Source organism: Streptomyces fildesensis (assembly GCF_016107395.1).
GTDB lineage: Bacteria > Actinomycetota > Actinomycetes > Streptomycetales > Streptomycetaceae > Actinacidiphila > Actinacidiphila fildesensis.
Genome location: NZ_JAAIKO010000032.1, coordinates 16,960 through 41,012, shown reverse-complemented (window position 1 = coordinate 41,012; position 24,053 = coordinate 16,960). Strand labels below are relative to the sequence as shown.

Here is a 24,053-nt window from a genome sequence, read left to right as displayed (position 1 = left end):
GTGCCCGGTCAGTGGTGGCGGCAGCGCGGGTCGATCCGGTCGAGTACGGCGACGGCCATGGCCTTCTCGCCCTTGGCGTTGGGGTGCGCGGGCGCGGCCGGGGAGGCCGGCACCAGCGGCTCGATCCAGCGGTTGGCGGGCGCCGTGCACATGTCGTGGCCGACGGTCGGCCGGTAGGTGTCGACGTACTCGGCGTGCGCGGCCCCGGCCTGCCGGCGCAGCATCGTGTTGAGCCGCTTCTCGGTGTCCTTGAGGTACCCGAAGTCCTTGTCCGCGAAGGGGACGGCGGGACGGCACCCGACGCCGTTGTCCGGCAGCAGGTCCGGGTAGCCGACGACGACCACCCGGGCGTGCGGGGAGCGGGCGTGGATGGCGCGCAGCACGGCCGCGACCTTCGGCGCCGTCTGCTGGATGTTGAGGGCGAGCTGGTCGGTGCCGGTCGCGGTGTAGTGCTTCTGACAGGGGTTGCCGGTCGGGTCGGTGGCGCTGAGCACGGCGCAGGTGCCGATGATCGAGCCGAAGCCGACGTCGTTGCCGCCGATCTGCAGCGTGACGAGGTCGGTGCCGCGGTTCAGCGCGTCGAGCTGCGGTCCGTTGGTACCTTGCGGCTTCCACATCTCGGCGGTGGTGGCGCCGCCGCAGCTGACGTCCTTGACGGCCGCGAACCGCTGGTCCTCGGCGACCAGCGACGGGTAGTTGTGGCTGGACCGCGCGCAGTTGGCGTCCACCTGGTCGGGGATGCCGGGCCCTGAGGTGTACGAGTCGCCGAGCGCCGCGTAGCTGACGCCGTGTCCGTGACCGGAGTGACCCGGCCGGCCCGAATGGGCCGAGGCCGGGGCGGCGATGCCCGCGGTGAGGGCCAGGGCCCCGCCGAGTGCGGCTGCTGCCAGGACGGTGGTGCGGGCCATCGGTACCCCCAGTGTCGACGGTGACGAGCATCAGATTCCGCGCGTACCGCGCCGGGTGTCAATGACCTTGACGAAAGATCGTCCGACGCACTCGTGTTCGATCGACCCGCCCCGACGGGCCGTCACCTGCCGCCACCTGCCCCGGGTGCGCCCCCGGCGTCTCACGGGCGCCCCACCGCCCTCAGATCGTTACCCGTGCGTAACATGCACGCCTATTACCGCCGGTAAGGCCGCGAGGTTACTCTCCAGTCACTTTGCATCCGGCCAGACAGGAGCAGTCATGAGAGCAACCACAGCAGGTGTCGTCGGCGCGGCGCTGCTCGCCTCCACGGCATTCGGTCTGGCCCCGCTGGCACAAGCCGCGCCGGCACCCACCGTGGTCACCGCCGCCAGCGCGCAGGCCGCGGCCGCGTCGACCTTCCGGTTCGTCGACATCCCGGGCTCCGGCGGCATCACGCTCAAGGGCAACGTCTTCACCCCCGGCGGATACGACGGCTCGCAGCGCTACCCCGTCGTCGTGCTCCCGAGCAGCTGGGCCATCAACGACCTCGAGTACGTCGCCCAGGCCAAGCAGCTCGCGGACTCCGGGTACGTCGTCGTCAGCTACACCTCGCGCGGCTTCTGGCTCTCCGGCGGGCAGATCGAGACCGCGGGACCGCCCGATGTCGCCGACGTGTCCAAGGTCATCGACTGGACGCTCGCCAACACCCCGGCCGACCCCGACCACATCGGGATGGCGGGCGTCTCGTACGGCGCCGGCATCGGCCTGCTCGGCGCCGCGCACGACCCGCGCATCAAGGCCGTCGTCGCGCTCAGCGGCTGGGCCGACCTCATCGACTCGATCTACCAGGGCCGTACCCCGCATCTGCAGGCCGCCGCCCTGCTCGGCGGCGCGGGCTACCTCACCGGCCGCCCGAGCCCCGAACTCCAGAAGATCCTGGGCAACTTCCTCACCGCGAACCTCGCCGCCGAGGACGAGATGATCGCCTGGGGCAAGCTCCGCTCCCCCGTGACCTACCTGGATCAGCTGAACGCCAACGGCACGGCGGTCATGCTCGCCAACGCCTGGGGCGACAGCCTCTTCCCGCCGAACCAGTACGCGAAGTTCTACGAGAAGCTGACCGGCCCCAAGCGCCTCGAGTTCCGGCCCGGCGACCACGCCACCGCCGAGGCGACCGGCCTGCTCGGCCTGCCCAACGACACCTGGGCCAGCTCCAGGCGGTGGCTCGACCACTACCTCAAGGGCGTGGACAACGGCATCGACCACGAGCAGCCGGTCCAGCTCAAGTCCCGTTCCACCGGCGCCTACGAGAGCTACGACAGCTGGTCCGCGGTCCCGTCACGGACCACCACCCTCAAGCTCGGCGCCAAGGGGCTGCGCACCGGAGAGCTCGGCGGCGACGCCGGTTCCGGCTGGCGCACCACCATCGGCACCAATGTCGACTCGGGCGCCGACGGCGGGATCATCTTCCTGTCCAGCCTGCTCGACCAGTTCGCCCAGGCCCCGCCCGTCGCGTCGATCCCGCTGCTGCCGCGCGCCTTCGCCACCGTCTGGCAGTCCGCCGCGTACGGCACCGCCCAGCACGTCCGCGGCACCTCGACGCTGCACACCACGCTGACCCCGTCGGCCGCCGGCGGAACCGTCATCGCGTACCTCTACGACGTCGACTCCCTGGGCATCGGCAAGCTGGTCACGCACGCGCCCTACACCTGGGTCGGACGCACCCCCGGAAAGGCCTTCACCACCGACATCGACCTGCTCTCCACCGCCTACGACGTGCCGGCCGGCCACCGGCTGGCGCTGGTCGTCGACACCGTCGACCCGCTCTACATCGAGCAGAACCCGCTCTTCTCCACGGTCACCGTCTCGTCGCCGGCGTCCGACCCGTCCTGGCTGTCGGTCCCGCTGCACGACCAGTAACGCGCCGGCAGATCCGTCAGATCTGCTGCGGTGGCGTCGTCGCGACCGGCGTGCCCTTCGTCTTGGGGTTGTGCCGTTCGCGGCGCGCCAGCCAGTTCGCGAACCACGACAGCAGCATGCACATCCCGATGTAGATCGGCGCGATCACCATCACGACCGGGATGAACGGCAGGTCGTAGTCGAGATTGGTGGCGATGAGCTTGCCGTTGTAGAGGAACTCCTCATAGGTGATGAGGTAGCCGAGCGAGGTGTCCTTCAGCGCCACCACCAGCTGGCTGATGATCGCGGGCAGCATCGCGCGGGCCGCCTGCGGCACCAGGATGTACGTCATCACCTGTGTCTTGCGCATCCCGAGCGCGTAGGCGGCCTCGCCCTGGCCGCGCGACACGGAGTTCACACCGGTACGGAAGACCTCCGCGAGCACCGAGCCGTTGTAGAGCGTCAGACCGGTGATCAGCGCCATCATCGGCTCGACCTTGAGCGCGATGAAGATGAAGAAGATCATCACCAGCAGCGGCATCGCCCGGAAGAACTCCACCACCAGGGTGCTCACCCAGCGGATCACCCGGTGCTCGGAGAGCCGGCCGGCGGCGAACAGCGCGCCGAAGGCGAGCGAGAGCACCGCCGCCCAGATGAACGCCTTGAGGGTGTTGGCGAGCCCGGTCAGCAGCAGCCGCTGGATGCCCTGGTACTCGAACGGCACCCACTTGGTCGACTCGAACTGGGCGGTGTGGATCAGCATGTAGATGATCCAGCCGACCAGCGCCGCCAGCAGGGCGGTGGTGATCCACGCGTAGAGCCGGTGGCGCGCCAGCGCCTTCGGGCCCGGAATGTCGTACAGCGCACTGCTCATCGCACGACCCCCATCTTCTTCTCCAGCACGTTGAAGAGCAGGCTGATCGACAGCGTGATGATCAGGTAGCCGACCGCGATCCAGATGAAGGACCAGATGATGCTGTAGCCCAGCTCGTTGAGGGGCTTGTAGGTGCCGAGCAGTTCGGTGACCGAGAAGGAGCCGGCGATCGCGGAGTTCTTGGCGAGCGCGATGAGCGTCGAGCCGATCGGCGAGATGACCGCGCGGCCCGCCTGCGGGAGCACCACCAGGTTCAGGGTCTGGATGAACGTCATGCCGAGGCTGCGGGCGGCCTCGCCCTGGCCCAGCGGCACGGTGTTGATGCCCGACCTGACCGCCTCGCAGATGAACGCCGAGGTGTAGCAGGCCAGCGCGAGGACCGCGAAGGTGGTGAACGGCAGCCGCAGCCCGAACCGCGGCAGTCCCAGCAGCACCGCGAAGAACAGCAGGGTCAGCGGGGTGTTGCGCAGCACGGTGACCCAGGTGGTGCCGAAGACGCGCAGCGCCTTGACCGGCGAGACCCGGAAGCCGGCGATGATCACGCCGCCGACCAGTGCCAGCACACCCGCGTACAGGGTCAGTTCGAGGGTGCCGAGGAAACCCTTGCCGTAGAGGGAGAAGTTGTCGAGCAGTACGTTCATGTGCGGCGGCCCTCTCAGTACCGGTCGACGGCGGGCGGGGTGGGCGCCGGGACCCCGGACAGGCCGAGGGTCGCGTCGTACGCCTTCTTCCAGTCGCCGTTCTTCTCGTGGGCCACGATCGCGTCGTCGAGCGCGAGCCGCAGAGCGTTGTCGCTCCTGGCCACGCCGACCCCGTAGGGCTCCTTGGAGAACGCCTTGCTGACGAGCTTCATCTCGTCGGGTGCCTTGGCCGCGTAGCCCAGCAGGATCGAGTCGTCGGTGGTGACGGCGTCGACCTGGAAGGTCAGCAGGTTGTCCACGCAGACGGAGTAGGTGTCGTAGGTGACGGGGATGGCGTCGGGGTAGTCCGACTCGATGCGCTGGATCGGGGTGGAACCGGCGGCCGAACAGACCTTCTTGCCCTTCAGGTCCTGCGGGCCCTTGATGTCGTTCTCGTCCTTGCGCACCAGCAGGCCCTGGCCCGCGACGTAGTACGGACCGGCGAAGCCGACCTGCTGCTTGCGCTTGTCGTTGATCGTGTACGTGCCGACGTAGTAGTCGATCTGGCCGTTGCTGAGCGCGGTCTCGCGGTTGGCGGAGGCCACCGACTTGTACTGGATCTGGTCGAGGCCGAAGCCGAGCGACGCGGCGAGCATCCGGGCGATCTCGACGTCGAAGCCCGCGTACGTGCCGTTGGCCGGGTCGCGCTGGCCGAGGTACGGCTGGTCGTCCTTGACCCCGACGACGATCTTGCCGCGCCGGTGGGCGGAGCTCCACGTCTTCGAGTCGGGGAGGGAGAAGTTCCGGTCCACCTTGTAGGTGGGCAGATCGTCGGAGCTCGGGCCCTTCGTGGGCGGACTTCCCTCCTTGCCGCAGCCCACCAGCAGGGCCGCGGCCACGGCGAGCAGCGCGATGTGCCTGTTCTTGCGTCGCATGGCGGTCCCGGGTCGTCAGTGGTGGAGGATCTTGGACAGGAAGTCCTTGGCGCGCTCACTGCGCGGCGCGGTGAAGAACTCCTCCGGGACCCGGTCCTCGACGATCAGGCCGTCGGCCATGAACACGACCCGGTTGGCGGCGGAGCGGGCGAAGCCCATCTCATGGGTGACGACGACCATCGTCATCCCGTCCCGGGCGAGCTGCTGCATGACCTCCAGCACCTCGTTGATCATCTCCGGGTCGAGCGCGGAGGTCGGCTCGTCGAAGAGCAGTGCCTTGGGGTCCATGGCCAGCGCGCGGGCGATCGCCACCCGCTGCTGCTGCCCGCCGGACATCTGCGCGGGGTACTTGTCGGCATGCGCCAGCAGGCCCACCCGGTCGAGCAGTTCCCTGGCCCGTTTGTCCGCGTCGGCGCGGCTGCGGCCGCGTACCTTGACCGGCGCCAGCGCGACGTTCTGCAGCACCGTCTTGTGCGCGAAGAGGTTGAAGGACTGGAACACCATGCCGACGTCGGCGCGCAGCTTGGCCAGTTCCTTGCCCTCGGAGGGCAGCGGCCGGCCGTCGATGGTGATGGTGCCCGACTCGACCGGCTCCAGTCGGTTGATCGCCCGGCACAGCGTGGACTTGCCCGACCCCGAAGGACCGATGACGACCACGACCTCGCCGCGGCCGACGGTCAGGTCGATGTCCCGCAGCACATGCAACTGTCCGAAGTGCTTGTTGACACCACTCAGGACGATCAGTGGATCCATGCGCAGCCCAGCTCACTCTCACCCCGTCGGACAGTCAACGAATGGGCAACCTATCCCTTCAAATCCGCATATCGCGCCGACACGCAGACTGCCGCCAATAACCTGATGTGCGGTGCGCGGGATCGCCGACGGCCCGCGCCGCTGAACGGCGCGGGTCCGGTCGGCAGGGGTGCGGTCGGCGCGGGATCGGGCCGGTCGGGTGCGGCTCCGGGTCAGCCCAGGACCCGGTTGACGAGGGTGTCGCGTTCGGTCTGCGGGATGGCGGTCCAGCGGGTGCCGCGGATCGCGCCTTCGAGTGCGAGCAGGGTGTGCGTGCAGGCGTCCTCGGGAAGGTCCTCGCGGATCTTCTCGAAGGCACGGCCGGCGCCGAGCCGGCGCAGTTCGCCGGCGTCCTCGACGCCGCCGCGGCGCAAGCGGTCGGCAAGGACCGCTCCGATATTCGGCATCTGCTGCAGGGAGTCCACGTCGCGCCTCCGGTACCGAGCTGATCAACTGGTGCGTTTCCGACATCATGCACCGTACGGCTGGGCGCGGAGGCGTCATTGCGCGCCGGACACGCCTGCCTGCCGTCGCATTCCGGTGGCGCGGTCCATCAGTTCGGGTGACGGCGGGCCGTCAGTTCTCGGACTCCTCGGCGAGTGTCTGGGACAGCTCGGGCGTGCCGCTCTCGGCCCAGGCGTGGCCGATCGCGACCACGTCGATCTCGCGGCCCGACTCCAGCCTGACCACCGGCAGGCCGTTCGGCCACACCTGCCAGACCGCGCCGGGCACGGTGCGGACGATGACGGTGCCGAGGTACAGACCGGCGTCGTTGCCGAGCCACGGCAGCACCTCTGGATCGTCGCGCCACTGCGGGACCAACTGGTCGAGAGCCGTCAACGAGCCGGGCGAGTCGTCGAGTTCGACCCCCGCGTCCTCCGCCTGGGCGCGCAGCAGATCGCACTCCGCCAGCAACTCGGCCACGCCCGCGGCGTCCGGGTCGCCGACCCGGACCGCGACCCCTTGCGCCGTCGCGTTCCGCTTGCGCCACTTGTCCAGGAAGGGGATGTCCATACGGCTCAGCGTCGCACCCGGGGCGGTCGGACTTCTACAGGCGCGCCTGCCCCGCTGGTGTTCGGGGGCGGTGGGTCAGCAGCCGATCGCGTAGGCCTTGCGCAGCGTCTCGTGCACCGTCCAGGTCGTCCGGTCCCCCTCGCGCAGGACGCAGACAACGCCGGGGCCGAGTTCGAGCGTGTCGCCGCCCGCCACCTCGACGGTGGCCCGGCCGCTGACCACGACGAACATCTCGTCGGCCTCGGTGTCGGTCACCACGCCTGGGGTGATCTGCCAAATCCCCCGCAGCCGGGTCCCGTCGGCCGACTCCCAGAGCACCTTGCCGGTGACCTCGGGCGTGCCCGACACGATCTGGGCCGGATCGAGCGGCTCGGGCTCCAGTTCGGCGTCGGGTACGTGGACGGCGAAGCTGGCGGAGGGCAGGTCAACGGTGCTCATGAGCGCCGAGCGTACGGGGCGGCGGGCGGGCGCGGGATCGACAGGTTGTATGCGGTCCCGGGCCCGGCCGTACGCCTCGTAAGTGGTCCGGTGCGGTCAGACGTCGAGATCAACGACGACCGGGGCGTGATCGGAGGCGCCCTTGCCCTTGCGCTCCTCACGGTCGACGTACGAGTCGGTGACCGCCTTGGCGAAGGGCTCGTTGCCGTAGACCAGGTCGATCCGCATGCCCCGGTTCTTCGGGAAGCCCAGCTGGCGGTAGTCCCAGTAGGTGTACGGGCGGTCGTACTTGAGCGGCCGCGGCACCACGTCCGTCAGACCCGCGTCGCGCAGGGCGGCAAGGGCGGCGCGCTCCTCGGGGGTGACGTGGGTGGCGCCCTCGAACTGGGACAGGTCCCACACGTCCTCGTCGGTGGGCGCGACGTTGTAGTCGCCCAGCACGGCGAAGGGCCGCGGACCCGCGGCGTCCTCGGCGACCGCGGCGCGCAGCGCCCCGAACCACTGCAGCTTGTAGGCGAAGTGCTCGTGCCCGACCTCGCGGCCGTTGGGCACGTACACCGACCAGACACGGGCCCCGCCGCAGGTGGCGGAGACCGCGCGGGGCTCCAGCACACCCTCGTACTCGGGGCCGCCGGGCAGCCCGGTCACGACGTCCTCCAGGCCCACCTTCGACAGCAGCGCCACGCCGTTCCACCGGCCCGTGGCGTTGACGGCCGCCTCGTAGCCGAGCTCGCGCAGCTCGTCGAAGGGGAACTGCTCCAACGAGCACTTGGTCTCCTGAAGGCACAGCACATCCGTGCCGGTGCTCTCCAGCCAGGCGAGCAGGCGCGGCAGACGGGCGGTGATCGAGTTGACGTTCCAGGTGGCGATGCGCATGGACCCGAATCTACCGCCCGGCACCGACAACCGCCCCGGACCCGCCCCCGGACCTTTCTGCCGACCCGCCCCGGGCTGTCCCGGGGCGGTGCGCGCAGGTCGTGCCGTCAGGCCAGTTCGACGGATTCGCCCGGGGCCAGCCGGCGGTGTTCGCCGCCGCCGATGCCGGGGCCGTCAGGACCGAGCATCCGGCCGTAGATCATGAACGCGATGTCGGTGAGCAGCCCGTCGTGGACGTCGAAGGCGCGCTGCGGCTTGACCTCGCGGAGGTAGTCGACGATCTCCGAGAACTTGCTCCAGGGGGCCTGCAGCGGGAGCAGCAGGGTGTCGACGGGGCGGTCGGGGACCGTCAGGGCGTCACCGGGGTGGAAGACCGAGCCGTCGACCACGTAGCCCTGGTTGGCGATCCGCGGGATGTCCGGGTGGATCACGGCGTGCAGCTGGCCGTGCACCTCGATGTCGAAACCCGCCGCGCTGAAGGTGTCACCCTCGCCGACGGTGTGCACCCGGCCGGGGAAGGCCGCCGACACCTGGTCGGCGACGCTCTTGAGGGTCCAGACCTGGGCGGCCGGATTGGCGTCCAGGGCGAGGCGCAGCCGGTCCTCGTTGAAGTGGTCGATGTGCTCGTGGGTGATGAGGATCGCCTCGGCGCCGACCGCGGCGTCCTCCTCCGTGAAGGCACCGGGATCGATGACGAGCACCTGCCCGTCCTTCTCCAGCCTGACGCAGGCGTGGCCCTTCTTGGTCAGCTTCACCGTTGCTCCTCTGCTCCTCGGAACGTGATCAGCGATATCGACGTGCACCGGGTCGTCACCAGGCCGTCAGGGAACCATCATTGCGGAGGATCACCGGCGGGGCGGCCGACGGACGTTTCCTCCTGGATCACGCGCTGCGCGACCGCGAAGGCGGCGTTCGCGGCCGGCACTCCGCAGTAGACGCCCGTGTGCAGCAGCGTCTCCTTGATCTCGGCGGGGGTGAGGCCGTTGCGCAGCGCCGCGCGGGTGTGGGAGGCGAGCTCGTCGAGGTGCCCGCGGGCGGTGAGTGCCGTCAGCGTGATGATGCTGCGGGTGCGCCGGTCCAGGCCGGGCCGCGCCCACACCTCTCCCCAGGCGTAGCGGGTGATGAACTCCTCGAAGTCCCCGGTGAAGTCGTCGGCCCCCGCGGCGGCCCGGTCGACATGCGCGTCGCCCAGGACTTCCCTGCGGATCCGCAGGCCCTCGTCGTACGGGTCGACGCGGCCCGCCGGCACCGCGGCGGGCTGCTCGGCGGCCGGCGGGGCGGGCGGGGACTGGAGCACGGCGGTGGTGGAGGCGATGGCGGACTCGGTCCAGGCGGCGCCGAAGTGCCGTACCAGCAGCTCGCCGACGGCCGCGGGCTGCTCCACCGGGGTGAGGTGGGAGGCGGCGGGCACCACGGCGAGTCGGGCGTCGGGGATCCCCGCGACCAGGACGCGGGCGTCGGCGGGCGGCGTCGCGGGGTCGTCCGCGCCGGCCACCACGAGGGTCGGGACGGTGATCCGGCCCAGCTCGTCGCGCACGTCGTGCGCCGCCAGCGCCTCGCACGCGGCGATGTAGCACTCCGCGTCGGTGGTGCGCACCATCTGCACGGCCCATTCGACGATGGCGCCCTGGGCGGCCCGGTAGCCGTCGGTGAACCACCGCTCGGGGACGGTGTAGGAGAACTGCCCGAGGCCGTTGGCCCGGACGATGACCCCGCGCTGCCGCCAGGCGTCGGCGGTGCCGTGGCGGGCGGCGGAGGAGACGAGGGCCAGCGCCGCGACCCGGTCGGGGCGCGCCAGCGCGATCCGGACGCCGACGGCCGCGCCGAGGGAGCAGCCCGCGTAGCCGAACCGGTCGATGCCGAGCAGGTCGAGGGTGGCGAGCAGCCGGTCCGCCAGCTCGGTGACCGAGGTCGCGGGATCGGCGGGCGCACCCCCGTGGCCGGGCAGGTCGTAGCGCAGGACCCGCCACTGGCGGGTCAGCTCGGGCAGTTGGCGGTCCCACATGTGCCAGGTGGTGCCGAGGGCGGGGCCCAGGACGAGTACGGGGGCGTCCTCGGGGCCGTCGAGCCGGTGCTGGAGGGTCTTCTGGTCGCTCACCGGGTTCACGCTATCGAGTGACGGGAAGCGGCTGGTCACCCGCCCCCCGCGGCCCGCCAGGACCCGTGCGGGCGCCCGCCTCCGACCGGTGGGGCGGGCGCGTGGGGGGATGGTTCCGTCAGAAGTTGATCGTGGAGACGATGTACACGACGGGATGGTCCAGATCGCTGAGGTCGACGGTGATGTCGTGGTCCGGCTTGTCACCGTGCTGGGTCGTCGACACTCCGCCCCAGTCGTGGCCCGGCCGGAAGAGCCAGCCGGGCACCTTCGCCTGGTCGGGGGTGATGGTGACGTCGCCCGGCTTCAGCGCGGAGCGGCTGGTGCCCAGCTGCGCGAGGAAGGTGTCGAGCCCGCCCGCGGTGGACGTGAACTGGACGTAGAGCGCGCTCGTGTTCCAGTTGTTCGTCTCCATGTAGGCGATCTTCCGCGTCCAGTCCAGCGGGACCGGCACCTGGTATATCCGGCGCTGCACCTGGCTGGGCCAGTCCCACGTCAGGTGCTTGGCGGCCGCCGACTCCTCCTTGTCCTGGCCGCTGTTGCGGCTCTGCTCGGCGGAGACGATCACATAGCCGACGGGTACCAGGATCAGCAGCGGGACGACGGTCCACTGGACCCAGCGGGGCACCTGGCGCAGCGGCCTGCTGTGCGGGCGGTCGACGCTCATCGGCCCGCCGCCCGGACGAAGCGCTCGTAGCGCTCGACACGGCGCCGGTTGGCGCGGCGGAACCGCCGGGCGACCAGCCGGGCGAGGTCGGCGGCGCCGACCAGCCCGGCCTCGTTGCCCAGCTCGGCCTGCACGATGCGGGCCTCGGGGCGGTAGCCGCGCCCGGTGAGGTTGCGGCGGAAGGCGTCCCGGGCCGGGCCGATGAGCAGGTCGTCGGCGGCGCTGACGCCACCGCCGATGACGAAGCAGGACGGGTCCAGCGCGGCGGCGAGGTTGGCGATGCCGACGCCGAGCCACTGGCCGATGTCCTGGAGCAGCTCGATGCACATCGCGTCGCCCTCCCGGGCCAGCTGCGTGATCAGCGGTCCGGTGATGTCGCCGATGTTGCCGCCGACCCGGTCGATGATCCCGTACGCGACGGGCGACTCGGCGGCGGCCATCTCGCGGGCCTCGCGGACCAGCGCGTTGCCCGAGCTGTACTGCTCCCAGCAGCCGCGGTTGCCGCAGGGGCAGCGGTGGCCGCCGGGGACGACCTGCATATGGCCGAACTCGCCGGCCACGCCGTAGCGGCCGCGCTTGACGTGGCCGTCCTCCAGGATGGCGCCGCCGATGCCGGTACCCAGCGTGATCATGACGAGGTCGTCCTGGCCGCGGCCGGCGCCGAAGCGCCATTCGGCCCAGGCCGCGGTGTTGGCGTCGTTGTCGACCATGACCGGCACCAGCAGCCGTTCCTCCAGCCGGTCGCGCAGCGGTTCGTCGCGCCAGGACAGGTGCGGGGCGAAGAGCACCCGGGAGCGGTCGGCGTCGACCCAGCCGGCGGCGCCGATGCCGACCGCGTGCACGTCGTGCCGCTCCGACAGGTCCAGCACCAGCTCGACGATGGTGTCCTCGACGACCTTGGGGCTCTTGCTCCGGTCCGGTGTCTCGGTCCTGAGCTGCTCCAGGATGTTGCCGTCCGGGTCCACGACCCCGGCCGCCACCTTGGTGCCGCCGATGTCGATGCCGACCGTCGGCACCCTCGGCGCCGTCAGATGGGAGCGGCGCTCCCGGCGGCCGACGGTCTGCAGCACCGTCGCACGGGCGGCGCCCTTGCGCTGGAATGCTGATCGGTCGCTGCGTGACGCTGCTGGCAAGGGTCGTCTCCGGATCGGTGGCTGTCGTGCCGATTGTGCCGCACCGGGGACGTACCCCGCGCAGCACGGGCTGGGTCAGCCCTCGCGGGCGAGCTCGTGGCTGAGCTGCTCCAGCTCGCTGCCGCCCGCCATCTGGCGGGTCAGTTCTTCCAGCGTAATGCCCGTTTTGGCATAGCTCCCGGCCATCGCGCCGCGCTTCAGCAGGACGAACCGGTCGCCGACGAGGAAGGCGTGGTGCGGGTTGTGGGTGATCAGGACCACACCGAGCCCGGCGTCGCGCGCGGCGGCGACGTACTTGAGGACGACGCCGGACTGCTTGACGCCGAGCGCCGCCGTCGGCTCGTCGAGGACCAGCACCTTCGCCCCGAAGTAGACGGCGCGGGCGATGGCGACACACTGCCGTTCACCGCCGGACAGGGTGCCGATGGGCTGGTCCACGTCGCGCAGGTCGATGCCCATCCGCAGCAGCTCACTGCGGGTGGTCTCGCGCATCGTGCGCACGTCGAGCCGGCGGAGCGGTCCACGGCCCTTGGTGGGCTCGGAGCCGAGGAAGAAGTTCCGCCACACCGGCATCAGCGGCACCACCGCGAGGTCCTGGTAGACGGTCGCGATGCCGTGGTCGAGGGCCTCACGCGGCGAGCTGTGGCGCACTGGCTCGCCGTCGACCTCGTAGGTGCCCGCGTCGTGCTGGTGCAGACCCGAGATGATCTTGATGAGGGTGGACTTGCCCGCGCCGTTGTCGCCCAGCACGCAGGTGATCTCACCGGCGTGCACTTCGAGGGAGACCGCTTCCAGGGCCTTGATGTTGCCGTAGTACTTGCTCACGTCGGTGAGCTTCACCAGCGCGCTCATGCGGTCGCCTCCGCCCGCTTGCGGACCCATGCGTTCAGCAGCGTGGCCAGCAGCAGCATGGCCCCGAGGAAGAACTTGAACCAGTCCGGATTCCACTGGGCGTACACGATGCCCTTGCTCGTCATGCCGAAGATGAACGCGCCGACGGCGGAGCCGATCGCCGACCCGTAGCCGCCGGTCATCAGACAGCCGCCGATGACGGCCGCGATGATGTAGAGGAACTCGTTGCCGACACCCTCGCCCGACTGCACCACGTCGAACGAGAAGAGCAGGTGCTGGCCGGAGATCCAGGCGCAGAACGCGACCGCCATGTACAGGCCGATCTTGGTGCGGGACACCGGGACGCCGACCGCGCGGGCGGCGTCCGCGCCGCCGCCGACGGCGAAGATCCAGTTCCCGGCCCGGGTGCGCAGCAGCACCCAGGTGGCGACGGCGACCAGGGCCGCCCACCACAGGATGGTGACCTTCAGGTCGATGTCACCGATGGTGAGGTGCGAGGCGAAGAGCACCCGCGCCGAGTCGAACCCCTCCATGTCGGCGATGGACTTGGTGCTGACCGTGCCGCTAATGAGCTTGGTGAAGCCCAGGTTCAGCCCGGTGAGCATCAGGAAGGTGCCGAGCGTGATGATGAAGCTGGGCAGTTTGGTGCGGGTCAGCAGGAACCCGTTGAAGAAGCCGATGGCCAGGGTGACCACCAGCGACACCGCGACGCCCGCCCAGACGTTCGCCGTCATCTGGTAGCTGAACATCGAGGACACCAGCGCGGAGCTGGTGACCATCACACCGGTCGACAGGTCGAACTCGCCGCCGATCATCAGCAGGGCGACGGGCACCGCCATGATGCCGATGGTCGAGGCGGCGTACAGCACGGTCCCGAAGCTGGACCACTGCAGGAACGAGTCGGCGGCGACCGAGAAGAAGATGAAGACGGCCGCGGCGCCGACGACCGAGCCCAGTTCGGGGCGGCCCATCAGCCGGCGCGCCAGCGAGCGGTGCACCAGCCGGTCGTCCGCGGCCTTGCCGCCGGGGTCCGGACCGTCCTGGCCCGCGGGCTTCTCCAGTGTGGTGGCCGGTGTCATCGCGTCCCCCGTTCGGTGTACTTCGCCAGCGCGGCGGCGTCCTTCTGCGTCAGGATCTGCGGGCCGGTGAGCACCGGCTTCCCGCCGCCCAGGACGTCTGCGTTGTAGCGGTAGAGCCAGAGCAGGTCCACGGCCTCGTAGCCCTGCAGATAGGGCTGCTGGTCGACGGCGAAGCCGATCGTGCCGGCGGCCAGCGCCGTGGCGACCTGTGCGTTGAGGTCGAAGGTGTCGACCTCGGCGGAGCTCGACGCCTGCTGCTTGGCCTTGACGGCGGTGGCCGCGAACGGCGCGCCCAGGGTGACGACCGCGTCGATGGACTTGTCGGCCTGGAGCTTGGCCTGGATCGTGGACTGCACGTCGGGCATGTTGGTGCCGTCGACGTTGAGGTTGTCCATCGTCCCGGCGAAGGTCTCCTTCGCCCCGGCGCAGCGGTCCTCGTGGCCGACGTTGCCCTGCTCATGCAGCACGCAGATGGCGTGCTTCTTCCCGCGCTTGTCCAGCTCGTCGCCGACGGCCTGGCCGGCGATCTTCTCGTCCTGGCCGATGTGGCTGAGTGCCCCGAAGGCCTTGGACTGGTCGGAGCCGGAGTTGATGGTGATGACGGGGATGCCGGCCTTCACCGCCTTGGCGACGACGTCCTTCATCGCGTCGGGCTTGGCGAGGGTGACCACCAGGCCGTCGACGTGCTGGTCGATGGCGGCCTGGACGAGCTGCGCCTGCTCGTTCGCCTGGTTGCTGCTGGAGTAGACGAACTTGATGTTGTCCTTGCGGGCGGCCTGCTTGGCACCGTTCTGGACGATGTCCCAGAAGGTGTCGCCGGCGCCCGAGTGGGTGACCATGGCCACCGTCCACTTGGGCGTGTCGACGCCCGAGCCGCCGCCCGCGGACTGCGCGGCCCGTTCCTCGGCGCGCTTGCCGCCCGTGCTGCTGCACCCCGCCAGTGAGGCCCCGAGCACCGCCGCCAGCAGTGCGCCGATCGCGCGCGTCCCCGTCTTAGCCATCGCCACGAAGCCTTGCCCTTCCCTGCGGATCCCGGTGCCGCCGGGGGCTCGATGATCAGCCCCGGCGGCCCAAGTATCTGTCAAGGGGAACGTGGCCGCTGTCATCGGGTACCGCGCTGGGTGTACTTCTCCAGCTGCGGCACGTCCTTGTCGGTGACGAGGGCGGGGCCGGTCAGCACCGGCCGGCCGCCGCCGATGACGTCGCCGTTGGTCTTGTAGAGCCACAGCTCGTCCACCGCGAGGTAGCCCTGGAGGTAGGGCTGCTGGTCGACGGCGAAGCCGACCTCCTTGCTCTTGAGCTGCTTGACCACGGCCGCGTTGAGGTCGAAGGTGTCGACCTCGACCTTGGCCTTGGTCTGCTGGACGGCCTGCACGGAGGTGGCGGCGAAGGGCGCGCCCAGGGTCAGGATGGCGTCGATGGACTTGTCCGCCTGGAGCTTGGAGGTGACGGAGGAGAGCACGTCGGGCATGTTCGTGCCGGTGACGTAGAGCTTCTGCATCGAGCCCTTGAAGGTCTTCGCGGCGCCGTCGCAGCGCTGTTCGAGAGAAACGTTTCCCTGCTCGTGGATGACGCACAGCGCCTTCTTCAGGCCCCGCTTGGTCATCTCGTCGCCGACCGCCTCGCCGGCCACCGCCTCGTCCTGGCCGATGTGGCTCAGCGCGCCGTAGGCGGCGGAGAACTGGGAGCCGGAGTTGATGCTGATGACGGGGATGCCGGCCTGGACGGCTTTCTGCAGCACCGCCTTGAGCGCGTCGGGCTTGGCCAGCGTCACGATGATCCCGTCGACCTTCTGGTCGATCGCGGTCTGGACGAGCTGGGCCTGCTCGTTCCCCTCCTTGTTGTTGGAGTAGAGGAACTTCACGTTGTCCTTCGCCGCGGCCTGCTTCGCGCCCTTCTGGACGATGTCCCAGAACGTGTCGCCCTCACCCGAATGGGTGACCATGGCGATGGTGAGTTGCGGGGTGCCCGCCCCGTTCACCGCGCTCGTGGCGTCCTTCTCCTCGGTCTTCTTGCCCCCGGAGCTGCTGCATCCGGCGGCGGCGAGCGATATCGCCAGGGCGAGTGCCGCCGCGGACAGAGCCGTACGCCTGCGTGCCATCGTGGGTCCGCCTTTTCCTCCGGCCGCCCGGGTCCGGTCCGGTGTACGGCACGGGGTGGTTTCTAATCGGGGCCGGGGTGCAGCGTCAAGACTTTGTACAGACATTCTTACGTTCGTGGCTAGGTACGGACCAGCAGCCGGAACTCGAACGCGTAGCGCGAAGCCCGGTAGATGTGCGATCCGAACTCCACCGCCCGCCCCTTGGCGTCGTACGTGGTGCGCTGCATCGTCAGCAGCGGCGCGCCCTCCGGCTCGGCCAGCAGCCGGCCCTCCTCCGCGGTCGCCGCCCGCGCGCCGACGGTCTGCTGGGCGCTGTGCAGCGTGATGCCCGCGCCGCGCATCAGCCGGTACAGGCCGGTGGCCTCGAGGTCGGCGGTGCTCAACGGCAGCAGATCGGGCGGCAGGTGGTTCGTCAGGTGCGCCATGGGCTCGCCGTGGGCCAGCCGCAGCCGCTCCACCACCACGACCTCGCTGCCCTCCGGCACCCCGAGCGCGGCCGCGGCCTGCGCGGAGGCGGGCGCGACGGAGTTGCGCAGCACCCGGGTGGCGGGACGCTGGCCCGCGGCGAGAAGGTCGTCGTAGAGGCTGCTCAACTCCAGCGGGCGCTTGACCTGGCTGTGCACCACCTGGGTGCCGACCCCGCGGCGGCGCACCATCAGCCCCTTGTCCACGAGGGACTGGATGGCCTGGCGCACAGTGGGCCGGGACAGACCGAGCCGGCCGGCCAGCTCGATCTCGTTCCCCAGCAGGCTGCCGGGGGCGAGCCCGCCGGTCTCGATGGCGCTCTCCAGTTGCTGGGCAAGCTGGAAGTACAGCGGGACCGGGCTCGAGCGGTCGACGCTGAGACGGAGCGGTGCGGGGTCGGGACTGGGCACGATGGGAGCGTATCGGCAGGTTGCCATGACGGGAAGTCCGTATGTCCGGACAAACTATTGACAGGCGGTGACGGCTCGCGGGAGGTTGGTCCCGCAGGGCACGCAAGCCGTATCAGCCGGAGGTGCCGAGTCCGTCGGGCGGCGGCCTCCGGAAGATCACCTTCCTGGAAGGGGCAGGGCCAGGTATGCGAATGGGACTTCTCGGGGCCGGTCGGATCGGGGCCTTCCACGCCGTAGCGCTACGGGCACACCCGGACGTCGGGGAACTGCTCGTCGCGGACGCCGACCCCGGCCGGGCCGCCGAGGTCGCCGCACGGACCGGCGCCACCGCCGCGGACTCGGTGGACGCCGTCTTCACCTCCGGGGTCGACGCGGTGGTGATCGCCTCCGCCACCGCGGCACACGCCACCCTCATCGAACGGGCCGCACGGGCGGGCCTGCCGGTCTTCTGCGAGAAGCCGATCGCCGTGGACCTGGCCGGCACCGTCGCCGCGCTGCGCTCGGTCGAAGCGGCCGGCACGACGCTGCAGATGGGCTTCCAGCGACGGTTCGACGCCGGATACCTGGCGGCGCGCGAGGCCGTACGGTCCGGCAGGCTCGGCCGGCTGCACACCGTGCGGGCCGTCACCTCCGACCCGGCCCCGCCGCCCGCCGACTACATCCCGCTCTCCGGCGGCCTGTACCGCGACTGCCTGATCCACGACTTCGACATCCTGCGCTGGGTCACCGGCCGCGAGATCCTGGAGGTGTACGCGACCGGCGCCAACGGCGGCGCGGACTTCTTCCGCACCGCGGGCGATGCCGACACCGCGGCGACCCTGCTCACCCTGGAGGGCGGAGTGCTCGCCACCGCCACCGCGACCCGCTACAACGGCGCCGGCTACGACGTCCGGATGGAGCTGGCCGGCACCGACGACCAGATCGCCGTGGGTGTCGACGCCCGCACCCCCGTCACCTCCGTCGAGCCCGGCGCCGCGAGCAGCGTCCCCGCCCCGTGGCCCGGCTTCCTGGAGCGCTTCGCCCCCGCCTACCGCGCCGAGCTGGACACCTTCGTCCGGGTGGCCCGCGGCGAGAGCGCCAACCCCTGCCCGGGACGCGAGGCGCTGCGCGCCCTGCTCGTCGCCGAGGCGTGCGAGGTGTCGCGGCGCGAGCGGCGGCCGGTCGCGGTCGCCGAGATCGCGGCCCGCGCCGAACTGCTCGCCGGCACCACGGCACGCACCGCGGAGGTGAGCGCATGAGGCTCGGCCGGGTGGCCGCGGCGCCGATCTCCTGGGGCGTGTGCGAAGTGCCGGGCTGGGGGCACCAGTTGACGCCCGAGCGGGTACTGGACGAGATGGCGGCGCTCGGGCTGACCGCGACCGAGTTCGGACCCGACGGCTTCCTGCCGGGCCCGCTGCTCGCGGCGCGCGGGATGACGGCCGTCGGCGGCTTCGTCCCGGTCGTGCTGCACGATCCGGCGACCGATCCACTGCCGGAGGTGCGCACCGCGCTGGCCGCCTTCACCGCGGCGGGCGCCGGAACCCTGGTGCTCGCCGCCGCGACCGGGCAGGACGGCTACGACGCCCGCCCCGAGCTGGACACGCTCGGCTGGAAGACCCTGCTGGCCAATCTCGACCGGGTCGCGGCGCTCGCCGCGGCCGCCGGGATCACCGCCGCCCTGCATCCGCACGTCGGCACGATGGTGGAGGGCCCGGAGGACGTCGACCGGGTCCTGGAGGGCAGCTGGACCGGGCTGTGCCTGGACACCGGGCATCTGCTCGTCGGCGGCACCGACCCGGTGGCACTGGCCCGCCGGGCGGCCGGCCGGGTGGTCCACGTCCATCTCAAGGACGTGGACGAGGGCGCGGCGGCGGCCGTGCACGACGGGCGCACCTCCTACACCGAAGCCGTGGACCGTAATCTCTACCAGCCGCTGGGGCAGGGCGACATCGACCTCGCCGCCCTCATCGGCGCACTGGAGGACGCGGGGTACGCGGGCTGGTACGTCATGGAGCAGGACGCCGTGCTCACCGCGGAACCGCCGCCCGGCGGCGGCCCCGTCGACGACGTACGGGCCTCGCTGGACTGGCTGGCCGCGCTGTGACCGCCCCGGAGACCGCGCGGGCACCGGGCACCCCGTACGACGTGATCACCGTCGGCCGGGTGGGCGTGGACCTGTACCCCGAGCAGACCGGCGTCGGCCTCGCCGACGTCCGCACGTTCGCCAAGTACCTCGGCGGCACCGCGACCAACGTCGCGGTGGCCGCGGCGCGTTACGGCCTGCGGACCGCGGTCCTCACCGGTGTCGGGGACGATCCGTTCGGCGGGTACGTACGCGGCGCGCTGCGCGGCTTCGGGGTGGACGACGCGCTGGTGACCACGGTGCCGGGACTGCAGACGCCGGTCGTGTTCTGCGAGATCTTCCCGCCCGACGACTTCCCGCTCTACTTCTACCGGCGCCCCGTCGCCCCGGACCAGTGCCTGGAACCGGAACGGCTGGACCGCGCGGCGGTCCGCGACGCGCGGGTGCTGTGGATCACCGGCTCCGCGCTCGCCGTCGAGCCGACCCGCTCCACCCTCTTCGCCGCGCTGGAGGAACGGGCCGGCCGCGAGGTGTACTTCGACCTCGACTGGCGGCCCGGCTTCTGGGCCGACCCGGCCGAGGCGCCCGAACTGTACGCACGGGCCCTGCGGTACGCGACGGTCGCGGTCGGCAACCGCGAGGAGGCGCAGGTCGCGGTGGGCACCAGCGATCCGGACCGGGCCGCCGAACTGCTGCTGGACCGCGGGGTGCGCCTCGCCGTCGTCAAGCAGGGACCGGATGGAGTGCTGGCCCGCACCGCGACCGAGAGCGTCTCCTTCCCGCCGGTACCGGTCGAGGTGGTCAACGGCCTCGGCGCGGGTGACGCCTTCGGCGGCGCGCTGTGCGCCGGTCTGCTGGCCGGCCGGCCGCTGTCCCGTGTGATCAGCACCGCCAACGCGGCCGGCGCGCTGGTCGCCTCACGGCACGCCTGTGCCGACGCCATGCCGACCCTCTCCGAGGTGGAGGCTCTTCTCACGCGACAGGCGCGGCAAGCGGCCGTCGACGCCGAAACGAAGAGGTCCCGCGTATGACCGCGAAATCCCGCCCCGTACGGCCCTTCGCGCCCGTTCCCGAGGCCCAGACCCAGTCGTCCGCGGTCGACCGGCGCCCCGCGCCGCTCGCGTCCTCGGTCGACGAGATCACCCGGCTGCGGGCGTCCGCGCCGGACGCGATCCGGCTGGCCTGCGCGCAGCGCACGCCCTTCGACCCGTCCCGGCTCGCCCGCCCGCTGTTCGTGCTGGCCGCCGACCATCCCGCGCGCGGCGCCGTCGCGGCGGGCGGCGACCCGACGGCGATGGGCGACCGCCACGAGCTGCTGGCGCGGTGCGTCGAGGCGCTGGCGCGCCCCGGGGTGGACGGCTTCCTCGGCACGGCCGACCTGGTCGAGGACCTGATGCTGCTCGGCGCCCTCGACGGCAAGCTCGTCCTGGGGTCGATGAACCGCGGCGGGCTGCCCGGCGCGTCCTTCGAGCTCGACGACCGTTTCACCGGCTACGACGCACCCGGTATCGCGGCGGCCGGCCTCGACGGCGGCAAGGTGCTGCTGCGGATCGACCCGGAGGACCCCGGCACGGCCGACACGCTGGCCGGCTGCTCGCACGCGGTGCACACGCTCGCCGCGCGCCGGCTGCTGGCGCTCGTCGAACCGTTCCGTACCCACCGGGTGGCCGGGCGGGTCGTCAACATCCTGGAGCCCGACGCGCAGATCTACGTCAACAACATCGCCCAGGGCCTGGGCAGCACCTCCGCGTACACCTGGCTGAAGGTCCCGGTCGTCGACGAGATGGAGCGCATGATGGCCTCGACGACCCTGCCCACCCTGCTGCTCGGCGGCGAGGGCACCGGCGGTCCCGACGAGCGGTACGCGGCCTGGCAGAAGGCGCTGCGGATACCGCAGGTGCGCGGTCTGATCCTCGGCCGCACCATGCTCTTCCCGGACGACGGCGACGTGGCGAAGGCCATCGACACCGCCGTGTCGCTGGTCGACCGCAGCCCGTCCGCGCCGGAGAACGCCCGATGACGCCGGGCGGCGGGCCCACGCGGCTGGCCGGGCACGTACCGGCCGCGAGCGCCGCCCGCGACGGCTACGACCTGTGGGTGGACCCGGAGGGCGCCGGCTGGGGCTACAGCTCGCTGCGGGTGCTGACGCTGGCGCCCGGCGAAACGCGCACCCTCGACAGCGGTGACAGCGAGTGGATCGTGCTGCCGCTGGCGGGCGGCTGCTCGGTCGCCGTCGACGACGAGGTCTTCGAACTGCGCGGCAGGCCCGACGTGTTCAGCGGCGTCAGCGACTTCGCGTATGTGCCGCGGGACGCGCGCACGGTGCTCACCAGCCGGGCCGGCGGCCGCTTCGCGCTCACCGGGGCCCGCTGCGAGCGGCGGCTCGCTGCCCGTTACGGGCCCGCCTCCGGCGTGCCGGTGGAGCTGCGCGGCGCGGGCGGCGCGAGCCGTCAGGTCAACAACTTCGCGGCGGCCGGGGTCTTCGACTGCGACCGGCTCATCGCGGTCGAGGTGCTCACCCCCGGCGGCAACTGGTCGTCGTTCCCGCCGCACAAGCACGACGAGGCGAGCGCGACGGAGTCCGAGCTGGAGGAGATCTACTACTTCGAGCTGGCGGGCGGCCCGGGGGCGATGGGCTACCAGCGGGTCTACCCCTCCGGCGCCGGACGGACCGACGTGCTCGCCGAAGTGCGCGGCGGCGACGCCGTACTGATCCCCGACGGCTGGCACGGCCCGAGCATGGCCGTCCCCGGCTACGACATGTACTACCTGAACGTGATGGCCGGGCCCGGCGCCGACCGGGCCTGGCTGATCTGTGACGACCCCGCGCACGCCTGGGTACGCGGCAGCTGGGCCGCACAGTCCGTGGACCCGCGACTGCCGCTGTACACCGCACCTGTGGAGACCGCATCAGTGGAGGAACCGCGCCCATGACGACCACCGTCAGGCTCACCGTCGCCCAGGCCCTCGTCCGCTTCCTCACCGTCCAGCACACCGAACGGGACGGCGTATGCCGCCGGCTGATCGCCGGGACCTGGGGCATCTTCGGCCACGGCAACGTCGCCGGGGTCGGCCAGGCCCTGCTGCAGACCGGCCACGATGTCATGCCGTACTACCAGGGCCGCAACGAGCAGGCGATGGTGCACGCCTCGGTCGGCTTCGCCCGGATGAACAACCGGCTGTCCACGATGGCCTGCACCACCTCCATCGGGCCCGGCGCCACCAACCTCGTCACCGGTGCGGCCCTGGCCACCATCAACCGCGTGCCGGTACTGCTGCTTCCCGGCGACGTGTTCGCGACCCGCCCCGCCGATCCGGTGCTGCAGCAGCTGGAGGTGCCGTGGGCGTACGACATGTCCGTCAACGACACGCTGCGGCCGGTCTCCCGCTACTTCGACCGGATCTGGCGCCCGGAGATGCTCGCGCCCTCCCTGCTGCAGGCGATGCGCGTCCTGACCGATCCGGTGGACACCGGCGCGGTCACCCTGGCGCTGCCCCAGGACGTCCAGGCCGAGGCGTACGACTGGCCGGCCGAGCTGTTCGAGCAGCGGGTCTGGCACGTACGCCGTCCGCAGCCGGACGCGGCGGCGCTGGACGAGGCCGCGGAGCTGCTGCGGTCCGCCGAACGCCCGCTGATCGTGGCGGGCGGCGGTGTGATCGGCTCCGAGGCCACCGACGCGCTGCGCGAGTTCGCCGCGGCCACCGGAATCCCGGTGGCCGAGACCCAAGCGGGGAAGGGCTCGCTGCGCTTCGACCACCCGCAGGCGCTGGGCGGGATCGGCCACACCGGCACCGGGCCGGCCAACGCCGCCGCCCGCGAGGCCGATGTCGTCCTCGGCATCGGCACCCGCTGGACGGACTTCACCACCGCGTCGAACTCGCTGTTCGCCCACCCGGACGTGCGCTTCGTCAACCTGAACATCACCGCGTTCGACGCGCACAAGATGGCGGGCACCGCCCTGGTCGCCGACGCCCGGTCCGGTATCGAGGCGCTCACCGCCGCCCTGGCCGGCCACCGGGTGGACCTGTCCCGGCACGACCGGGGCGTCGCGGAGTGGCAGCGCGCCACCGACGCCGTCTTCCGGCCGGGCGGCGACGCGGGCGACAGCCTCCCCTCGCAGACCCAGGTGCTGGGCGCCCTGGCGGAGGTGCTCCAGGACCGCGACGTGGTCATCAACGCGGCCGGCTCGCTCCCCGGCGACCTGCACAAGTTCTGGCGGTCCCGCGACCCGAAGCAGTACCACGTCGAGTACGGCTACTCCTGCATGGGCTACGAGATCCCCGCCGCGATCGGGGTGAAGCTCGCCGCGCCCGACCGCGAGGTGTTCGCCCTCGTCGGCGACGGCACGTATCTGATGCTGCCCACCGAGATCGTCACCGCGGTCCAGGAGGGCGTCAACATCAACCTCGTGATCGTGCAGAACCACGGCTACGCCTCCATCGGCGGACTGTCGGACTCGGTCGGCGCCGAGCGCTACGGCACCGCCTACCGGTTCCGGGCCCCGGACGGCACGTTCACCGGCGATCCGCTCCCCGTCGACCTGGCCGCCAACGCCGCCAGCCTCGGCCTGGACGTCCTGACCGCCCGCACCGTCAAGGAGCTGCGCGAGGCGCTGGCCACGGCCCGCGCCTCGGACCGCGCGACGGCCGTGTACGTCGAGACCGGGCCGGGCACGGGCGGGGAACCGGCCTCCGGCGCCTGGTGGGACGTGGCCGTCGCCGAGGTCTCCGACCGGCCGGCCGCCCGCCGGGCCCGCGCGGAGTACGAGCGGGCGAAGCGCGGCCAGCGGCACCACCTGTGACCGGCCACCCGGGTTCCGTTTGGCGCCCGG

At 71.5% G+C, this 24,053-nt stretch carries 25 protein-coding genes; 7 read left to right on the top strand and 18 right to left on the bottom strand.

All coding sequences use genetic code 11. The annotated features are described in order from the left end of the window. Positions 1-8 precede the first annotated feature (8 nt). Positions 9-908, bottom strand: a complete 900-nt coding sequence (locus tag C6N31_RS30410) for an SGNH/GDSL hydrolase family protein (RefSeq protein ID WP_187145059.1) — start codon at positions 906-908, stop codon at positions 9-11. 280 nt (positions 909-1,188) lie between these two features. On the opposite strand from C6N31_RS30410, the gene C6N31_RS30405 reads away from it, so the two are divergent. After that, positions 1,189-2,829: a CocE/NonD family hydrolase gene (locus tag C6N31_RS30405; RefSeq protein ID WP_138355567.1), complete on the top strand. Its 1,641-nt coding sequence runs from the start codon at positions 1,189-1,191 to the stop codon at positions 2,827-2,829. Positions 2,830-2,845: 16 nt separating this feature from the next. Here the strand turns inward: C6N31_RS30405 and C6N31_RS30400 are convergent, their stop codons facing one another. From C6N31_RS30400 to C6N31_RS30320, 17 genes are all read right to left on the bottom strand, one after another. Further along, positions 2,846-3,682, bottom strand: a complete 837-nt coding sequence (locus tag C6N31_RS30400; RefSeq protein ID WP_198358622.1) for an amino acid ABC transporter permease — start codon at positions 3,680-3,682, stop codon at positions 2,846-2,848. Next, positions 3,679-4,323 (bottom strand): amino acid ABC transporter permease, encoded by a 645-nt coding sequence (locus C6N31_RS30395; protein WP_138355569.1) that lies wholly within the window; start codon positions 4,321-4,323, stop codon positions 3,679-3,681. The genes C6N31_RS30400 and C6N31_RS30395 overlap by 4 nt, the downstream gene beginning before the upstream one ends. A gap of 14 nt (positions 4,324-4,337) precedes the next feature. Further along, a complete protein-coding gene (locus C6N31_RS30390) occupies positions 4,338-5,237 on the bottom strand; it encodes a glutamate ABC transporter substrate-binding protein (RefSeq protein WP_198358621.1) in 900 nt (299 codons plus the stop codon). A gap of 15 nt (positions 5,238-5,252) precedes the next feature. Beyond that, positions 5,253-5,996, bottom strand: a complete 744-nt coding sequence (locus tag C6N31_RS30385) for an amino acid ABC transporter ATP-binding protein (protein ID WP_138355571.1) — start codon at positions 5,994-5,996, stop codon at positions 5,253-5,255. A 206-nt stretch (positions 5,997-6,202) separates the two neighbouring features. Beyond that, entirely contained in the window at positions 6,203-6,454 is a 252-nt protein-coding gene (locus C6N31_RS30380) for a TfoX/Sxy family DNA transformation protein (protein WP_138355572.1), read from the bottom strand. Between the two features lie 151 nt (positions 6,455-6,605). Next, positions 6,606-7,043, bottom strand: coding sequence for a DUF6278 family protein (locus C6N31_RS30375; protein WP_138355573.1), 438 nt, complete (start codon positions 7,041-7,043; stop codon positions 6,606-6,608). Between the two features lie 75 nt (positions 7,044-7,118). After that, the gene (locus C6N31_RS30370) at positions 7,119-7,481 is read right to left on the bottom strand and encodes a cupin domain-containing protein (RefSeq protein WP_138355574.1); all 363 of its coding nucleotides are present in this window, start codon (positions 7,479-7,481) and stop codon (positions 7,119-7,121) included. 96 nt (positions 7,482-7,577) lie between these two features. After that, the gene (locus C6N31_RS30365) at positions 7,578-8,357 is read right to left on the bottom strand and encodes an exodeoxyribonuclease III (protein ID WP_138355575.1); all 780 of its coding nucleotides are present in this window, start codon (positions 8,355-8,357) and stop codon (positions 7,578-7,580) included. Positions 8,358-8,464: 107 nt separating this feature from the next. Continuing rightward, positions 8,465-9,112 (bottom strand): MBL fold metallo-hydrolase, encoded by a 648-nt coding sequence (locus C6N31_RS30360; protein ID WP_138355576.1) that lies wholly within the window; start codon positions 9,110-9,112, stop codon positions 8,465-8,467. Positions 9,113-9,189: 77 nt separating this feature from the next. Beyond that, positions 9,190-10,455: a bifunctional 3-oxoadipate enol-lactonase/4-carboxymuconolactone decarboxylase PcaDC gene (gene pcaDC, locus C6N31_RS30355; protein ID WP_138355577.1), complete on the bottom strand. Its 1,266-nt coding sequence runs from the start codon at positions 10,453-10,455 to the stop codon at positions 9,190-9,192. 118 nt (positions 10,456-10,573) lie between these two features. Next, positions 10,574-11,119: a hypothetical protein gene (locus C6N31_RS30350; RefSeq protein WP_203674798.1), complete on the bottom strand. Its 546-nt coding sequence runs from the start codon at positions 11,117-11,119 to the stop codon at positions 10,574-10,576. Continuing rightward, positions 11,116-12,252 (bottom strand): ROK family glucokinase, encoded by a 1,137-nt coding sequence (locus C6N31_RS30345; protein WP_138355578.1) that lies wholly within the window; start codon positions 12,250-12,252, stop codon positions 11,116-11,118. The genes C6N31_RS30350 and C6N31_RS30345 overlap by 4 nt, the downstream gene beginning before the upstream one ends. 75 nt (positions 12,253-12,327) lie before the next feature. Beyond that, the gene (locus C6N31_RS30340; RefSeq protein WP_138355579.1) at positions 12,328-13,104 is read right to left on the bottom strand and encodes an ATP-binding cassette domain-containing protein; all 777 of its coding nucleotides are present in this window, start codon (positions 13,102-13,104) and stop codon (positions 12,328-12,330) included. After that, positions 13,101-14,075, bottom strand: a complete 975-nt coding sequence (locus C6N31_RS30335; RefSeq protein ID WP_232485848.1) for an ABC transporter permease — start codon at positions 14,073-14,075, stop codon at positions 13,101-13,103. The genes C6N31_RS30340 and C6N31_RS30335 overlap by 4 nt, the downstream gene beginning before the upstream one ends. A gap of 104 nt (positions 14,076-14,179) precedes the next feature. After that, positions 14,180-15,190, bottom strand: coding sequence for a sugar ABC transporter substrate-binding protein (locus tag C6N31_RS30330; RefSeq protein ID WP_138355580.1), 1,011 nt, complete (start codon positions 15,188-15,190; stop codon positions 14,180-14,182). Positions 15,191-15,285: 95 nt separating this feature from the next. Further along, the gene (locus tag C6N31_RS30325) at positions 15,286-16,284 is read right to left on the bottom strand and encodes a sugar ABC transporter substrate-binding protein (RefSeq protein ID WP_138355581.1); all 999 of its coding nucleotides are present in this window, start codon (positions 16,282-16,284) and stop codon (positions 15,286-15,288) included. A 119-nt stretch (positions 16,285-16,403) separates the two neighbouring features. Next, the gene (locus C6N31_RS30320) at positions 16,404-17,186 is read right to left on the bottom strand and encodes a GntR family transcriptional regulator (protein WP_138355582.1); all 783 of its coding nucleotides are present in this window, start codon (positions 17,184-17,186) and stop codon (positions 16,404-16,406) included. Between the two features lie 158 nt (positions 17,187-17,344). On the opposite strand from C6N31_RS30320, the gene C6N31_RS30315 reads away from it, so the two are divergent. The 6 genes from C6N31_RS30315 to iolD are packed head-to-tail and all read left to right on the top strand — an operon-like array spanning position 17,345 to position 24,023. Then, positions 17,345-18,397, top strand: a complete 1,053-nt coding sequence (locus C6N31_RS30315) for a Gfo/Idh/MocA family protein (protein ID WP_138355583.1) — start codon at positions 17,345-17,347, stop codon at positions 18,395-18,397. Next, positions 18,394-19,242, top strand: coding sequence for a TIM barrel protein (locus C6N31_RS30310; protein ID WP_198358620.1), 849 nt, complete (start codon positions 18,394-18,396; stop codon positions 19,240-19,242). Before C6N31_RS30315 ends, C6N31_RS30310 begins: the two co-directional genes overlap by 4 nt. Beyond that, on the top strand, positions 19,239-20,252 hold the full coding sequence (gene iolC / locus C6N31_RS30305) for a 5-dehydro-2-deoxygluconokinase (RefSeq protein ID WP_198358619.1): 1,014 nt from the start codon (positions 19,239-19,241) through the stop codon (positions 20,250-20,252). The genes C6N31_RS30310 and iolC overlap by 4 nt, the downstream gene beginning before the upstream one ends. Further along, positions 20,249-21,241, top strand: a complete 993-nt coding sequence (locus C6N31_RS30300) for a Cgl0159 family (beta/alpha)8-fold protein (RefSeq protein WP_232485838.1) — start codon at positions 20,249-20,251, stop codon at positions 21,239-21,241. Before iolC ends, C6N31_RS30300 begins: the two co-directional genes overlap by 4 nt. Next, entirely contained in the window at positions 21,238-22,155 is a 918-nt protein-coding gene (iolB, locus tag C6N31_RS30295; protein WP_187145056.1) for a 5-deoxy-glucuronate isomerase, read from the top strand. Before C6N31_RS30300 ends, iolB begins: the two co-directional genes overlap by 4 nt. Then, positions 22,152-24,023 carry a 3D-(3,5/4)-trihydroxycyclohexane-1,2-dione acylhydrolase (decyclizing) gene (gene iolD, locus C6N31_RS30290; RefSeq protein ID WP_138355586.1) on the top strand — a complete coding sequence of 624 codons (1,872 nt, stop codon included), beginning with the start codon at positions 22,152-22,154 and terminating at the stop codon, positions 24,021-24,023. The genes iolB and iolD overlap by 4 nt, the downstream gene beginning before the upstream one ends. The last annotated feature ends 30 nt before the right edge of the window (positions 24,024-24,053 follow it).

Coding starts and splice junctions, on each gene's coding strand:
- C6N31_RS30410 (WP_187145059.1), bottom strand. CDS start 908: ATGGCCCGCACCACCGTCCTGGCAGCAGCCGCACTCGGCGGGGCCCTG.
- C6N31_RS30395 (WP_138355569.1), bottom strand. CDS start 4,323: ATGAACGTACTGCTCGACAACTTCTCCCTCTACGGCAAGGGTTTCCTC.
- C6N31_RS30350 (WP_203674798.1), bottom strand. CDS start 11,119: ATGAGCGTCGACCGCCCGCACAGCAGGCCGCTGCGCCAGGTGCCCCGC.
- C6N31_RS30365 (WP_138355575.1), bottom strand. CDS start 8,357: ATGCGCATCGCCACCTGGAACGTCAACTCGATCACCGCCCGTCTGCCG.
- iolB (WP_187145056.1), top strand. CDS start 21,238: ATGACGCCGGGCGGCGGGCCCACGCGGCTGGCCGGGCACGTACCGGCC.
- C6N31_RS30400 (WP_198358622.1), bottom strand. CDS start 3,682: ATGAGCAGTGCGCTGTACGACATTCCGGGCCCGAAGGCGCTGGCGCGC.
- C6N31_RS30335 (WP_232485848.1), bottom strand. CDS start 14,075: ATGGGCCGCCCCGAACTGGGCTCGGTCGTCGGCGCCGCGGCCGTCTTC.
- C6N31_RS30310 (WP_198358620.1), top strand. CDS start 18,394: ATGAGGCTCGGCCGGGTGGCCGCGGCGCCGATCTCCTGGGGCGTGTGC.
- C6N31_RS30300 (WP_232485838.1), top strand. CDS start 20,249: ATGACCGCGAAATCCCGCCCCGTACGGCCCTTCGCGCCCGTTCCCGAG.
- C6N31_RS30325 (WP_138355581.1), bottom strand. CDS start 16,284: ATGGCACGCAGGCGTACGGCTCTGTCCGCGGCGGCACTCGCCCTGGCG.
- C6N31_RS30315 (WP_138355583.1), top strand. CDS start 17,345: ATGCGAATGGGACTTCTCGGGGCCGGTCGGATCGGGGCCTTCCACGCC.
- C6N31_RS30340 (WP_138355579.1), bottom strand. CDS start 13,104: ATGAGCGCGCTGGTGAAGCTCACCGACGTGAGCAAGTACTACGGCAAC.
- iolD (WP_138355586.1), top strand. CDS start 22,152: ATGACGACCACCGTCAGGCTCACCGTCGCCCAGGCCCTCGTCCGCTTC.
- C6N31_RS30390 (WP_198358621.1), bottom strand. CDS start 5,237: ATGCGACGCAAGAACAGGCACATCGCGCTGCTCGCCGTGGCCGCGGCC.
- C6N31_RS30320 (WP_138355582.1), bottom strand. CDS start 17,186: ATGGCAACCTGCCGATACGCTCCCATCGTGCCCAGTCCCGACCCCGCA.
- C6N31_RS30375 (WP_138355573.1), bottom strand. CDS start 7,043: ATGGACATCCCCTTCCTGGACAAGTGGCGCAAGCGGAACGCGACGGCG.
- C6N31_RS30405 (WP_138355567.1), top strand. CDS start 1,189: ATGAGAGCAACCACAGCAGGTGTCGTCGGCGCGGCGCTGCTCGCCTCC.
- C6N31_RS30370 (WP_138355574.1), bottom strand. CDS start 7,481: ATGAGCACCGTTGACCTGCCCTCCGCCAGCTTCGCCGTCCACGTACCC.